At 75.9% G+C, this 12,867-nt stretch carries 12 protein-coding genes; 8 read left to right on the forward strand and 4 right to left on the reverse strand.

The window, feature by feature from the left end; genetic code table 11:
* Positions 1 to 89 precede the first annotated feature (89 nt).
* The 5 genes from AC02VZ_RS17910 (at position 90) to AC02VZ_RS17930 (ending at position 5,450) form a co-directional block, all read left to right on the forward strand.
* Positions 90 to 1,913: a gamma-glutamyltransferase family protein gene (locus tag AC02VZ_RS17910; protein ID WP_476475838.1), complete on the forward strand. Its 1,824-nt coding sequence runs from the start codon at positions 90 to 92 to the stop codon at positions 1,911 to 1,913.
* A gap of 101 nt (positions 1,914 to 2,014) precedes the next feature.
* Positions 2,015 to 2,860 carry an inositol monophosphatase family protein gene (locus AC02VZ_RS17915; protein WP_476475839.1) on the forward strand — a complete coding sequence of 282 codons (846 nt, stop codon included), beginning with the start codon at positions 2,015 to 2,017 and terminating at the stop codon, positions 2,858 to 2,860.
* A 121-nt stretch (positions 2,861 to 2,981) separates the two neighbouring features.
* On the forward strand, positions 2,982 to 4,391 hold the full coding sequence (locus AC02VZ_RS17920; RefSeq protein WP_432056313.1) for a phytoene desaturase family protein: 1,410 nt from the start codon (positions 2,982 to 2,984) through the stop codon (positions 4,389 to 4,391).
* On the forward strand, positions 4,388 to 4,900 hold the full coding sequence (locus AC02VZ_RS17925) for an O-acetyl-ADP-ribose deacetylase (RefSeq protein ID WP_432056314.1): 513 nt from the start codon (positions 4,388 to 4,390) through the stop codon (positions 4,898 to 4,900). Before AC02VZ_RS17920 ends, AC02VZ_RS17925 begins: the two co-directional genes overlap by 4 nt.
* A gap of 73 nt (positions 4,901 to 4,973) precedes the next feature.
* Entirely contained in the window at positions 4,974 to 5,450 is a 477-nt protein-coding gene (locus AC02VZ_RS17930) for a VOC family protein (protein ID WP_432056315.1), read from the forward strand.
* Positions 5,451 to 5,510: 60 nt separating this feature from the next.
* Here the strand turns inward: AC02VZ_RS17930 and AC02VZ_RS17935 are convergent, their stop codons facing one another.
* Positions 5,511 to 6,854: an AfsR/SARP family transcriptional regulator gene (locus tag AC02VZ_RS17935; protein WP_432056316.1), complete on the reverse strand. Its 1,344-nt coding sequence runs from the start codon at positions 6,852 to 6,854 to the stop codon at positions 5,511 to 5,513.
* 118 nt (positions 6,855 to 6,972) lie between these two features.
* On the opposite strand from AC02VZ_RS17935, the gene AC02VZ_RS17940 reads away from it, so the two are divergent.
* The 3 genes from AC02VZ_RS17940 to AC02VZ_RS17950 all read left to right on the forward strand — a co-directional run bounded on the left by AC02VZ_RS17940 (position 6,973) and on the right by AC02VZ_RS17950 (position 10,042).
* Positions 6,973 to 7,473 (forward strand): hypothetical protein, encoded by a 501-nt coding sequence (locus tag AC02VZ_RS17940; protein WP_432056317.1) that lies wholly within the window; start codon positions 6,973 to 6,975, stop codon positions 7,471 to 7,473.
* A gap of 443 nt (positions 7,474 to 7,916) precedes the next feature.
* Positions 7,917 to 9,431: an AlkA N-terminal domain-containing protein gene (locus AC02VZ_RS17945; protein ID WP_476475840.1), complete on the forward strand. Its 1,515-nt coding sequence runs from the start codon at positions 7,917 to 7,919 to the stop codon at positions 9,429 to 9,431.
* Between the two features lie 116 nt (positions 9,432 to 9,547).
* On the forward strand, positions 9,548 to 10,042 hold the full coding sequence (locus AC02VZ_RS17950; RefSeq protein ID WP_432056319.1) for a methylated-DNA--[protein]-cysteine S-methyltransferase: 495 nt from the start codon (positions 9,548 to 9,550) through the stop codon (positions 10,040 to 10,042).
* 21 nt (positions 10,043 to 10,063) lie between these two features.
* Here AC02VZ_RS17950 and AC02VZ_RS17955 read toward each other — a convergent pair whose 3' ends face one another.
* The 3 genes from AC02VZ_RS17955 to AC02VZ_RS17965 all read right to left on the reverse strand — a co-directional run bounded on the left by AC02VZ_RS17955 (position 10,064) and on the right by AC02VZ_RS17965 (position 12,636).
* A complete protein-coding gene (locus AC02VZ_RS17955; protein ID WP_432056320.1) occupies positions 10,064 to 10,807 on the reverse strand; it encodes an SIR2 family NAD-dependent protein deacylase in 744 nt (247 codons plus the stop codon).
* Positions 10,808 to 10,877: 70 nt separating this feature from the next.
* A complete protein-coding gene (locus AC02VZ_RS17960; RefSeq protein ID WP_476475841.1) occupies positions 10,878 to 11,381 on the reverse strand; it encodes an NUDIX domain-containing protein in 504 nt (167 codons plus the stop codon).
* Positions 11,382 to 11,538: 157 nt separating this feature from the next.
* Complete coding sequence (locus tag AC02VZ_RS17965) at positions 11,539 to 12,636, reverse strand: ADP-ribosylglycohydrolase family protein (protein WP_476475842.1); 1,098 nt, start codon at positions 12,634 to 12,636, stop codon at positions 11,539 to 11,541.
* Between the last annotated feature and the right edge of the window lie 231 nt (positions 12,637 to 12,867).

Here is a 12,867-nt window from a genome sequence, read left to right on the forward strand (position 1 = left end):
GTTCGCACACTCCGCGGGTCGCGCCCGGCCCCCGTGCCCCGGCCGGCCCACGGGTGACCGTACCGGCGGAGGATCGGTAGCCTGCCGGCATGTTCACGACCCGCCCCACCCTCCAGGGCACCTTCGGCATGGTGTCCAGCACCCACTGGCTCGCCTCGCAGTCCGCGATGGCCGTGCTGGAGGACGGCGGCAACGCCTACGACGCGGCGGTCGCCGGGGCCTTCGTGCTGCACGTCGTCGAACCGCACCTCAACGGCCCCGCCGGGGAGGTCCCGATCCTCCTCGCCCCGGCCGGCGGCCCGGTGCGGGTGCTGTGCGGGCAGGGCGTCGCCCCGGCCGGGGCGAGCACCGCCCACTACCGCGGCCTCGGCCTGGACCTCGTCCCCGGCACCGGACCGCTCGCCGCCGCCGTGCCCGGCGCCTTCGACGCCTGGATGCTGCTGCTGCGCGAGCACGGCACCAAGCCGCTCGCCGACGTCCTGAAGTACGCCGTCGGCTACGCCGAGCACGGGCACCCGCCGGTGGAGAACATCGGCGCCACCGTCGAGACGGTGCGGCACCTGTTCGAGACCGAGTGGACCTCCTCGGCCGAGGTCTACCTGCCCGGCGGCCGGGCCCCGCGCCCCGGCACCCCGCTGCGCAACCCGGCCCTCGCCGCCACCTGGCGGCGCCTGCTCGCCGAGGTCGCCGGCGCGGGGGACCGCGAGGCGCAGATCGAGGCCGCCCGCGCGGTCTGGCGCACCGGCTTCATCGCCGACGCCCTGCTCCGGCAGGCCGCCCGGCCCACCTTGGACACCAGCGGCGGACGCCACCGCTCCACCCTCACCGGCGACGACCTCGCCGCCTGGTCCGCGACCTACGAGGACCCTGCCACGTACGACCACGACGGCTGGACCGTCTGCAAGGCCGGCCCCTGGAGCCAGGGCCCCGTCCTGCTCCAGCAGCTCGCCCTGCTCCCGCGCGACCTGCCGCCGTACGGCTCCGCCGCGTACACCCACCTGCTGATCGAGGGCTGCAAGCTGGCCATGGCCGACCGGGAGGCCTGGTACGGCGCCGCCGCCGAGGTGCCGCTCGACGACCTGCTCTCCGACGCGTACAACGCCGAACGCCGCACCCTCGTCGGCCACCACGCCTCCCACACACTGCGCCCCGGCAGCCCCGGCGGGCGCACCCCTCGGCTCGCCGCCCACGCCCTCGCCGCCGCCACCGACCCCCGCGGCACCGCGCCCGGCGCCGGCGAGCCCACCGTCGCCAAGCACCCGACGTCCCCCGTCCCCGGCGAACCGGAGGTCACCTGGGACGGCGCGACCCGCGGCGACACCTGCCACCTGGACGTCGTCGACCGCTGGGGCAACATGATCGCGGCCACCCCGAGCGGCGGCTGGCTCCAGTCCAACCCGGTCGTCCCCGAGCTGGGCTTCCCGCTCGGCACCCGGCTGCAGATGACCTGGCTGGAGGAGGGCCTGCCGAACACCCTCACCCCCGGCCGCCGCCCCCGCACCACGCTCAGCCCGAGCATCGCCCTGCGCGACGGCCGGCCCGTCCTCGCCTTCGGCACGCCCGGCGGGGACCAGCAGGACCAGTGGCAGCTGCACTTCTTCCTCGCCGTCGCCCTGCGCCCGCCCGTGCGCGGCGGACTCGACCTGCAGGGCGCGATCGACGCCCCGAACTGGCACAACGACAGCTTCCCCGGGTCCTTCTACCCGCGCGGCATGCGCCCCGGCAGTGTCACCGTCGAGTCCCGCACCGACCCGGCGGTCGTCCGTGAGCTGCGGCGCCGCGGCCACGACGTCACCGTCTCGGACGCCTGGTCGGAGGGCCGGCTGTGCGCGGTCGCCCGGGACCCGGCGACCGGCGTGCTCTCCGCGGCCGCCAACCCGCGCGGCATGCAGGGCTACGCGGTGGGCCGCTGAGCCCATACCCCGGTGGTCCGGCAGCCCATTTTTCGCCGGGCCGTCGCCGCTAGCACACCGGGCCGCTGGGGTTTGTCAAGCGGGCATGGTCTCATGGAGGAATGATCGAGGACAACGAAACCATCGAGGAGTTTCTCGCCCGGCACGCCGTCGACGTGGAGGAATCCGTCCGGAAGGCCGCCGCGCAGGAAATCATGCCGCGCTGGCGCCGGCTCGCCGAACACGAGGTGGACCGCAAGTCGGGCCCCCACGACCTGGTCACCGACGCCGACCGCCAGGCCGAGCTGTACCTGACCGACGCCCTGCGCGCCCTGCTGCCCGGCTCCGCCGTCGTCGGCGAGGAGGCGGTGCACGACAACCCCGGCATCTACGGGGCGCTGCGCGAGGACGCGCCGGTCTGGATCGTCGACCCCGTCGACGGCACCCGCCAGTTCGTGCACGGCGACACCGGGTTCTGCACCCTGGTCGCCCTCGCCCACCGCGGCGTCGTGCACGCCTCCTGGACCTACGCCCCCGCCCGCGACCAGATCGCCACCGCCGTCCGCGGCCAGGGCGCCTTCCTGGACGGCGAGCGCCTCCACGCCGGCTCCCCGGAGCCCGGCCGTGACCTGCGGGTGGCCACCTCCCACCCGGACTTCACCACCGACGAGCAGAAGCGCGCCCTGCTCGGCCTGAACACCGAGGGCGTCGCACCCCGCTCCTGCGGTTCCGCCGGACTGGAGTACCTGGACATCGCGCGCGGCGTGTGCGACGCCACCGCGTTCTGCTGGGAGGCCGCCTGGGACCACGCCGCGGGCCTGCTCCTGGTCGAGGAGGCGGGCGGCGCCCACCTGACCCGCGCCGGCGTGCCCTTCCGCATCACCGGGGACAACGTCCTGCCCTTCACCACGGCCCGCGACGAGGCCACCGCCCGCCGGATCGTGGACCTGCTGTCGGCCGGCGTCTGACCCGCACGGACCCCCCGCCCCGCCCCAACTGCCCGCCGCCCGCGGCAGGTGGGGCGGGGCGGCCCCGCCTATGCTGATCCCCCTGGCCGTCGGCTGACGAAGGAGTCCGAAGGTGCCGTCGATGCTCGATGCGGTCGTCGTGGGTGCGGGACCGAACGGCCTGACCGCCGCCGTGGAGCTGGCCCGGCGCGGCTTCTCCGTCGCCCTGTTCGAGGCCCGGGAGACGGTGGGCGGCGGCGCCCGCACCGAGGAACTGACCCTCCCCGGCTTCCGCCACGACCCCTGCTCCGCCGCGCACCCCCTCGGCATCAACTCGCCCGCCTTCCGGGACCTCCCGCTCGAACGCTACGGCCTGCGGTGGCTGCACGCCGACCTGCCCATGGCCCACCCCTTCCCGGACGGCACGGCGGCCGTGCTGTCCCGGTCGGTCGCCGAGACCGCCGCCTCCTTCGGCCCCCGCGACGCGGGCACCTACCGCCGCCTGGTGTCGCCCTTCCTGCCCCGGTGGGACACCCTCGTCCGCGACTTCATGTCCCTGCCGGCGACCGCGCTGCCCCGCGACCCCGTCACCCTCGCCCGCTTCGGCCTGGCCGGCCTCCCCCCGTACAGCTGGCTGATGCGCCGCTTCCGCGACGAGCCGGCCCGCACCCTGCTCGCCGGTCTCGTCGCCCACGTGATGGCCCCGCTCAACGGCTTCGCCACCAGCGCCGTCGGCCTCGTCTTCGCCCTCGCCGCCCACGCCCGCGGCTGGCCCGTCGCCCGCGGCGGCTCCCAGTCCCTCTCCGACGCCCTCGCCGCGTACCTCAAGGACCTCGGCGGTCTGATCCACACCGACTACGAGGTCAAACGCCTCGACGACCTGCCCCCCGCCCGCGCCTACGTCTTCGACACCTCGCCCACCGCGCTGGCCCGCATCGCCGGCCTCGGCACCGCCTACGCGGGCTACCGCTACGGCCCCGGCGTCTTCAAGATCGACTACGCGCTGGACGGTCCCGTCCCGTGGACCGCCCCGCAGGCCCGCACCGCCACAACCGTGCAGATCGGCGCCGACAGCGGCGAGATCGGCACCGCCCTGCGCTCCGCCGCCCGCCAGGACCGCGCCCCCGACGCGCCGTTCCTCATCACCGTCCAGCCCGGCGTCGCCGACCCCTCCCGCGCCCCCGCGGGCCAGCACGTCTTCTGGGCCTACGGTCACGTCCCGAACGGCTGGACCGGCGACCTCACCGACGCCATCGAGCGCCAACTGGAGCGCTACGCCCCCGGGTTCCGCGACCTCGTCCTCGCCCGCGCCACCGCCGGACCCCCCGAACTGGCCGCCCGTAACGCCAACTACGTCGGCGGCGACATCGGCACCGGCGCGGCCTCCGGACTCCGGCTGCTGCTGCGCCCCAAGCCCACCCTCTTCCCGTACGCCACCCGGCACCCCGCCGTGTTCCTGTGCTCCTCGGCCACGCCGCCCGGCCCGGGCGTGCACGGCATGTCGGGCCACAACGCGGCGAAGGCGGTGTGGAGGAGGCTGCGCCAGACATGAGCACCACCCTCACCCTCGTCCAGGGCGACATCACCCGCCGGCGCGCCGACGCCCTCGTCAACGCCGCCAACTCCTCCCTGCTCGGCGGCGGGGGAGTGGACGGCGCCATCCACCGCCGGGGCGGCCCCGAGATCCTCGCCGAGTGCCGTGCCCTGCGCGCCTCCCGCTACGGTGGGGGCCTGCCCACCGGCCAGGCGGTCGCCACCACCGCGGGCCGCCTGGACGCCCGTTGGGTGATCCACACCGTCGGCCCGGTGTTCAGCGCGGACGAGGACCGCTCGCACCTGCTGGCCTCCTGCCACCGGGAGGCGCTCCGCGTCGCCGACGAACTCGGCGCCCGCTCGGTGGCGTTCCCCGCGATCTCCACCGGCGTCTACGGCTGGCCGCTCGACGACGCCGCCCGCATCGCGGTGGACACCGTGCGGGCCACGAACACCGAGGTGGAGGAGATCACCTTCGTCCTGTTCGACGAGCGCGCGTACGAGGCGTTCGCGGCACGGCTGGGCTGAGCGTCGCCCGCCCGGAATGAACCGTCCGGCGGGCGGGTTGGGGCCGAGTGACGACGATCTCCGAGGAGCCCGCATGTCCGACGAACCCGCTGTCCGCGAACTCCGGTTGGTGGTCACCGCGGCCGACTACGACGCCGCCCTGCACTTCTACCGCGACGTCCTCGGCCTCACCGAGCGCGAGGCGTTCAGCTCACCCGACGGCCGGGTCACCATCCTCGACGCGGGCCGGGCCACCCTGGAGCTGGCCGACCCCCGGCAGGCCGATTTCATCGACGAGGTCGAGGTCGGCCGACGGGTGGCCGGGCCGCTGCGGGTCGCCTTCCAGGTGGACGACTCCACCGCCACCACGGCCCGGCTGGCCGCCGCCGGCGCCGAGGTGATCGCCGAGCCGACCCGCACCCCCTGGAACTCCCTCAACTCCCGCCTGGAAGCCCCGGGCGACCTCCAGCTGACCCTGTTCACCGAGCTGGACGGGACCGGGGAACAGGACGCCGACGGGACGGAGGTACGAGACACCGAGGGGACGGAGGAACGGGCAGGGGGCGCCTAGGCTCGGCACCGGCACCGGCAGTGCCACCGGACGGGGATCGTTCCCCGCCGCGTCCCGGCGTCAGCACGCCTCGGCGTTCCGCCCGGCCCCGCACGTCCCCAGGCTGCACCACCGCCGCCGTCCGTCCTCGTCGAGGAACAGCCAGCCGCAGTCCGGGCTCGGGCAGGTGCGGACGGTGAACCGGCGGGGATCGGCGAGCAGGTCGCCCGCGGTGAGGGCGACGGCGCGCAGGGGCAGCCGCAGACCGGACGACGGCGACGGCCGCCAGCGCCCCAGACCGTCCTCGCCCCGGACGAACACGGACGACCGGGCGGCCCGCTGCACCTCCTCCGCGACCGCACGGAAGGCGCTGCCGTCCCGCGTGTCCCGCAGGCAGGCGCGCAGAGCGCTGCGCAAGCGCAGGGCCTCGTCGAGCGCGGCGGCGGCCTCCCCCGGCTGCCGGCCCGCCCGCTCGCGCAGGTGGGCGACCTGCCGGGCGTCGACCAGACCCAGGTGCCCGGCCCACACGGCGAGCGTGGCGTAGTCCCGCAGCCACTCCGATCCGGGCCGCGGGTCCCCGCCCCAGCCGGCGTAGGTGTTGCAGAACTCCAGGGCCGGGTGTCCACCCGTGCTCCACGGCAGCCACCGGTCGTCCACCCGCACCGCGTGGACGGGCCCCGGCGGCCGGTCCAGCCGGGGGTCGCCGCGCAGCATGTGCTCGTGGAGGGTGCGCAGGCCCGGCTGGGGTGCGACGCCGAGTTCCGCCGCCAGCAGGCGCCGGGTGCGGTCGTACAGCTGGAGCGCCTCGGCCCGGCGGCCCGCGCGGTACAGCGCGGTCATGCCGGCGGTCACCAGCGACTCACGGGTGGGGTGCTCCGCGACCACGGGGAGGAGGTCCACGACGACACGGTCGTGCAGCCCCATTCCGAGGTGGTCCCGTGCCCGCTGCTCCACGGCGGACAACCGCAGTTCGGTGAGCCGCACCCCGAGGCCGTCACGCAGCCGGTCGTCCGCGACATCGGCGAGCAGCGGACCCCGCCACAGGGCCAGGGCCTCCTCGTGGTGGCGGAGCCGCTCCACCGGATCGCCGGCCCCGGCCGCCTTCCCGGCGAGCGCGGTGAACTCCTGCACGTCGGTCGAGTAGGGCCCCGGCTCCACGACGTACCCGTCGTGGCGGGTGCCGACCGTGACCCCGTACGGGGCGAGGGCGGCACGCAGCCTGCCCACGTAGGTGTGGACGGTGGCGCGGGCCGACGCGGGCGGTGTGGCGTCCCAGAGCAGGGCGATGAGGCGTTCGGTCGTGACGACGCGCCCCGGGTGCAGCAACAGCACGCCCAGCAGGCACCGTTCCTGCCGGCGGTTGCCCAGCGCCACCGGCCGGCCGTCGTGGCGGGCCGCGAACGGGCCGAGCAGCTGGAACTCCATGGTGGGGCCGGAGCCTAGCAGCGCGGTGCGCCCCGCAGCATGGTCAGACCGTGGTCAGAGACCGCGGGAAGACTGCGTCGCGCCACCCCCTCGGAGCCCCGACACAAGGGAGAAACCCATGCGACGAGCCGTTCTCGCCCCACTGGCGCTGACCGCCGTACTCCTCGGCGCGGCGCCGGCCAACGCCGGGACGGACCCGGGCTGGGAGCCGGCCCCGTCCGCCCCCTGGGACGTCGCCGCCGGTGCGCGCTGCGACTTCCCCGTCCACGGCGAACCGGTCGTCGATGAAGTGGTGCAGCGGGTGCTGAGCACCCACCCCGACGGCTCCCCGAAGCGGGTCGCGTACCGGGGCGATCTGGTCGTCCGGGTCGCCAACACCGACACCGGCGCCCACCACGACGCCGACGTGAGCGGCTCCGCCCTGGTCGAGTACCGGCGCGACGGCTCGCAGTTCTGGGCCGTGCACGGTCCGGTCCTGGTCGGCGTGGGCGAGGGCAGCCTGCCGCGCGGGCTGTACGTCGTCGACGGGGTCTACACGATGGACATCAGCGCCACCGGCCACAAGGACGTCCGTCTCCTCCACGGGACCACCGACGACCTCTGCGCGCGCATCGACTGACGGCGGCCGGAGCGTCCCGCCTGGTCCCCGGGGCCGGGCGGGACGCTCGGTCGGTGACGTGGGCCCGTGGGTGTAGGCGCCGGGATGCGGGCCTGTGGGTGCCGGTGCGGGGATGCGGGCGCGTGGATGCCGGTGCGGGGATGTGGGCGGTCCGGGCGTGGACGGGTGGACGCCGGTACGTGGCGGCGGGCGTCCGGGCGCGGACGGGCGGTGACCGGCACGTGGTGGCGGGCGTACCGGCGTGGAGGAGCAGTGTACGCACGTGGGTGGCGCGTAGCCGGTGGCAGACGAACGGGCTCCGGCCGGTGGTGGCGCGCGTCCCGGCGTGGACGAGGGGACACCGGCGAGCCGGTCCGGCAGGCGATCCGCCCCGGTGCAGGACCGCCGACGTCCATGTCGGATTTCCGCCGGAACCGGGCCGCCCCGTCCCGGATCCTGGAGGCATGCGGAACGCCATGCACACCGACACCGAGCGCTGCGTGCGCGCCGTGCGGTCCAAGGACGCGCGGTTCGACGGCTGGTTCTACACCGCCGTCCTGACCACCGGCATCTACTGCCGGCCGAGCTGCCCGGTGGTGCCGCCCAAGGCGGAGAACATGGTCTTCCACCCCAGCGCCGCGGCCTGCCAGCAGGCCGGCTTCCGGGCCTGCAAGCGCTGCCGGCCCGACACCAGCCCCGGCTCCCCGGAGTGGAACCACCGGGCCGACGCGGTCGCCCGCGCGATGCGGCTGATCGCCGACGGGGTGGTGGACCGCGAGGGCGTGCCCGGGCTCGCCGCTCGGCTCGGTTACAGCACCCGGCAGGTCGAACGCCAGCTGCTCGCCGAACTCGGCGCCGGCCCCCTGGCACTCGCCCGCGCCCAGCGGGCCCAGACCGCCCGGCTGCTCATCGAGACGACGGCGCTGCCCATGGCCGACGTCGCCTTCGCCGCCGGGTTCGCGTCCGTGCGCACCTTCAACGACACGGTGCGCGAGGTCTTCGCGCTCTCGCCGAGCGGCCTGCGCGCCCGGGCGCCCCGCGAGGACGCCCGCCCCACCGCCGGCGCGCTGTCCCTGCGGCTGCCGTTCCGGGCTCCGCTCACCCCCGACAACCTCTTCGGCCACCTCGCGGCGACCGCCGTACCGGGCGTGGAGGAATGGCTCCCCCACAGCCTCGAGGGCGTGGGAGGTGCCCCCATCGGCGCCTACCGCCGCACCCTGCGCCTGCCGTACGGGCACGGCATCGTCGCCCTCGCCCCGCGCCCCGGCCACATCGCCTGCCGGCTCACCCTCGGCGACCTGCGCGACCTGCCCGTCGCCATCAGCCGCTGCCGTCGCCTGCTCGACCTGGACGCCGACCCCGTCGCCGTCGACGGCCACCTGCGCACGGACCCCGTCCTCGCGCCCCTGGTCGACCAGGCCCCCGGCCGCCGGGTGCCGCGCACGGTCGACGCGGCGGAGTTCGCGGTCCGCGCCGTCCTGGGCCAGCAGGTCTCCACGGCCGCCGCCCGCACCCACGCCGCCCGCCTGGTCACCGCCCACGGCGAACGGGTCCACGACCCCGAGGGCGGCCTCACCCACCTCTTCCCGACGCCGGACGCCCTGGCCGCGCTCGACCCCGGCACCCTGGCCCTGCCGCGCGCCCGCCGCGCCACCCTGACCACCCTGGTGCGCGCCCTGGCGTCCGGGGACCTCCCCCTGGGCGTGGACAGCGACTGGCCCGAGACCCGTGCCCGGCTCCTCGCCCTCCCCGGCTTCGGCCCGTGGACCGCCGACGTCATCGCCCTGCGCGCCCTCGGCGACCCCGACGCCTTCCTGCCCACCGACCTCGGCATCCGCCGTGCCGCCCGCGACCTGGGTCTGCCCTCCACCCCGGCCGCCCTCACCGCCTGCGCGGCGGCCTGGCGGCCCTGGCGTGCCTACGCCGTCCAGTACCTGTGGGCGACGGACAGCCACCCGATCAACGTCCTCCCGGTATGAGAAGCCCGTACGAGCCCCGCACGAGCCCGCGCGAGCACCGGAGACACGAGCCCTGCACGAGCCGGCACAAGCACCGGAGACACGAGCCCCGCACGAGCACTGGAGAATCGAAGCCCATGAAGCAGCACAAGCAGCACACCGTGATCGACAGCCCCTACGGCCCGCTGACCCTCGTCGCCGACGACGACGGCGTCCTGTGCGGCCTCTACATGACCGAGCAGCGCCACCGCCCGGCCGAGGAGACCTTCGGCGACCGCGACGACACCCCCTTCGCCGAGGCGCGGGAGCAGCTGTCGGCGTACTTCGCGGGCGAGCTGAAGGAGTTCACCCTCCCGCTGCGCCCGCACGGCACCCCGTTCCAGCGCCGCGTCTGGGACGAACTGAGGCGCATCCCCTACGGCGAGACCCGTTCCTACGGCCAGCTCGCCGACGCCCTCGGCAGCCCCAAGGCGTCCCGCGCCGTCGGCCTCGCCAACGGCCGCAACCCCATCGGCATCGTCATCCCCTGCCACCGCGTCATCGGCGCCTCCGGCAGCCTCACCGGTTACGGCGGCGGCCTGGAGCGCAAGCAGCGCCTGCTGGACTTCGAACGGGGCGCGGGCCTGTTCTGAGCGGCGGGCCCGCCGCCGGTGTCAGCGGGGCTCGCCCTCGGCGCCGATCCGGCGCAGCAAGGCCGGCAGCGCCGTGCCGATGGGCTCCCGGACCACCTCGTCGGCGATCCCGTCGTACGGCGTCGGTTCCGCGTTGACGATGACCAGCCGGGCCCCGTGGTCGGCCGCGACGCCGGCCAGCCCGGCGGCGGGCTGGACTTGAAGGCTGGTGCCGACGGCGAGGAACACCGAGCAGGCCTTGGCGATCGCGAGGGCCTCGGACAGCACCACAGGGTCGAGCGGCTCGCCGAACATCACGGTCGCGGACTTGAGGATCCCGCCGCACACCTCGCACGGCGGGTCCGGCTCGCCGGCCTCGACCCGCGCCAGCGCGTCGGCCATCGACCCCCGTGCGGAGCAGTCCGTGCACTCCACTTCGCGGACGGTGCCGTGCAGTTCCAGCACCTTGCGGGCGGGCATCCCGGCGAGCTGGTGCAGACCGTCCACGTTCTGCGTGATCACCCGCACCGCCGCCGCCCCGGACCGCTCCAGCTCGGCGACGGCGCGGTGCGCGGCGTTCGGCTCGGCGGTGAGCGCGCCGTTCTCCCGGCGCATCCGCCAGGACCGGCGCCGGATGTCCGGGTCGCCCATGTAGTACTCGTACGTCACGAGCTTCTCGGCCTCGGGATCGCGGCGCCAGACACCGTTCGGCCCGCGGTAGTCCGGGATGCCGGAGTCGGTGCTGATGCCGGCGCCGGTGAGGAGGGCGACGAGGGGCTTGCTCATGCGGCCGAGGGTAGGCGGCGGGGCCCCGTGCGGGCCACCGCGTATCCGCAGGCCGGCCCGCCCCCGTCCGTCACCGCACGCGGTGGCCGTCCTCCAGCTCCGCGGTGCCCGAGCCTTCGTCCAGGACGTCCAGGGCCGCCAGCACCCGGCGCCCCAGCGCGTCCGGGAGGTAGGAGGTCAGCTCAGCGCGGGGCACCAGACGCCAGGACAGCAGCTCCTCCTCCTGCAACCGGATCGCCCCCAGTTCCTCGTCGCCGAGCACCCCGCCGTCGAAGAGGTACGCGACCAGCGGCGGCCGTCCCGGACCCCGCACCCAGTCCACGGCCAGCAGCCGCCCCAGCTCCCGGTCCAGCCCGATCTCCTCGGCCGTCTCCCGCCGTGCCCCCTCGCGGGGCGTCTCCCCGTCGTCGGACTCGATCGTGCCGCCGGGCAGCGCCCAGCCCTCCCGGTAGTTCGGCTCCACGAGCAGCACCCGCCCCGCCTCGTCCCGGAAGAGCGCACCGGCTCCGGCGAGAACACGGGGGAGGGAGGCGATGTAGGAGGCGAAGTCCTGGACGTCCGGCGTGGTGGTCATGCCGGGAAGGGTAACCGCGCGGCCGGTCCCCATTCCCGTGAGCGGCGTTCCGGCCCCCGGCGCACGGCAGCACGCGCCGGTGCCACGACCTGCACCGGAGGCGCAGGCGCGGGGCGCACGGGGGGGGGAGGGCAGGGCGGCCCGGGCGATGGCCGGCTCACCGGCGCAGGGCCCCCGCGTCCTCCGCCAACCGCACCGTCCGCTCCGCCAGTTCGGTGATGCTGATGCCGTCGTAGCCGAACACCGCGCTGCGGACGGTGTCGGCCAGGGGCGTGCGCCACTGCTCGGGTACGGCTGCCGCGCCGCACAGGACGCCGGCCACCGAGCCCGCCGTCGCGCCGTTGGAGTCGGTGTCGAGGCCGCCGCGGACGGTGAGGGCGAGGGTGCGGGTGAAGTCGCCGTCGCCGTACAGCAGTCCGGCGGTGATGACGGCCGCGTTCGGGACCGTGTGGATCCAGCCCAGGCCGGCCGTCTCCCGTTCCAGCGTGGCGAGCGTGTCCTCCCAGGCCAGGCCCGCCCCGTGCAGCGAGGCCGCGCGGCGCACCGTGCGGGCCAGGCGGCTGCTCGCCGGGATCACGGCCAGCGACGCCTCCACCGCCTCGCGTACCGTCGCCGCCGTGAAGGCCGCCGCGATCAGCGCCGCCGCCCACATCGCGCCGTAGACGCCGTTGCCGGTGTGGGAGAGCACGGCGTCCCGGCGGGCCAGCGCGGCGGCGCGGCGCGGGGCGCCGGGGGAGGTCCAGCCGTGGATGTCGGCGCGGATGAGGGCGCCGATCCACTCCTGGTACGGGTTGTCGTACGTGGCCGTCAGCGGGGGCTTCAGCCCGTTCGCCAGGTTCCGGTACGCCGCCCGCTCCGCCGTGAAGGTCTGGAGGTACGGCAGCCGCAGCAGCCACAGGTCGCCGACCTGCTCGGTGGTGAAGGCGAAGCCGTGGGTCTCCAGCAGGTGCAGGCCGAGGATCGAGTAGTCGACGTCGTCGTCGCGGCAGCTCCCGTGCACCCGGCCGCGCACACACGCCCGCCACTCCGGCCGAAGCAGGGCGGCCTCGCTCTCGCCGGGCGGCTCGGGCAGGTAGTCGGTCAGCGGCAGGGCGTCGGCCGAGCGCAGGTAGCGGTCGATGCGGTCCCGTGTCCACACCTCGCCCTGCTCGACCGGCTTGCCGAGCATGTTGCCGGCGATCCTGCCGAGCCAGCCCCCGAGGATGCGATCGGCCGGCCCTGCTTCGGTGCCCACGTCCGTGCCCACTGCGGTCATGGGTCCGGTCTACCCGAATCCCGCCCCGCTCGCCCGCGCCGCCCCGTCCGGTGCGCCGCCCCGTCCGCCCGCGCCGCCCCGTCCGCCCGCGCCGCCCCGTCCGGTGCGCCGTCCCGCCCGGTGCGCCGCCCCGCCCGGTGCGCCGCCCCGCCCGGTGCGCCGCCCGTCCGCCCGCGCCGCCCCGCCCGCGCCCGTCACCACGCGGGTCGGAGCCGTTCCACCGGCTGGGCA

This window comes from Streptomyces sp. 3-6 (assembly GCF_056323165.1).

Bases quoted from the DNA above. Each gene is read 5' to 3' on its own strand.
- AC02VZ_RS17910 (WP_476475838.1), top strand. From the start codon at position 90: ATGTTCACGACCCGCCCCACCCTCCAGGGCACCTTCGGCATGGTGTCC.
- AC02VZ_RS17915 (WP_476475839.1), top strand. From the start codon at position 2,015: ATGATCGAGGACAACGAAACCATCGAGGAGTTTCTCGCCCGGCACGCC.
- AC02VZ_RS17920 (WP_432056313.1), top strand. From the start codon at position 2,982: ATGCTCGATGCGGTCGTCGTGGGTGCGGGACCGAACGGCCTGACCGCC.
- AC02VZ_RS17925 (WP_432056314.1), top strand. From the start codon at position 4,388: ATGAGCACCACCCTCACCCTCGTCCAGGGCGACATCACCCGCCGGCGC.
- AC02VZ_RS17930 (WP_432056315.1), top strand. From the start codon at position 4,974: ATGTCCGACGAACCCGCTGTCCGCGAACTCCGGTTGGTGGTCACCGCG.
- AC02VZ_RS17935 (WP_432056316.1), bottom strand. From the start codon at position 6,854: ATGGAGTTCCAGCTGCTCGGCCCGTTCGCGGCCCGCCACGACGGCCGG.
- AC02VZ_RS17940 (WP_432056317.1), top strand. From the start codon at position 6,973: ATGCGACGAGCCGTTCTCGCCCCACTGGCGCTGACCGCCGTACTCCTC.
- AC02VZ_RS17945 (WP_476475840.1), top strand. From the start codon at position 7,917: ATGCGGAACGCCATGCACACCGACACCGAGCGCTGCGTGCGCGCCGTG.
- AC02VZ_RS17950 (WP_432056319.1), top strand. From the start codon at position 9,548: ATGAAGCAGCACAAGCAGCACACCGTGATCGACAGCCCCTACGGCCCG.
- AC02VZ_RS17955 (WP_432056320.1), bottom strand. From the start codon at position 10,807: ATGAGCAAGCCCCTCGTCGCCCTCCTCACCGGCGCCGGCATCAGCACC.
- AC02VZ_RS17960 (WP_476475841.1), bottom strand. From the start codon at position 11,381: ATGACCACCACGCCGGACGTCCAGGACTTCGCCTCCTACATCGCCTCC.
- AC02VZ_RS17965 (WP_476475842.1), bottom strand. From the start codon at position 12,636: ATGACCGCAGTGGGCACGGACGTGGGCACCGAAGCAGGGCCGGCCGAT.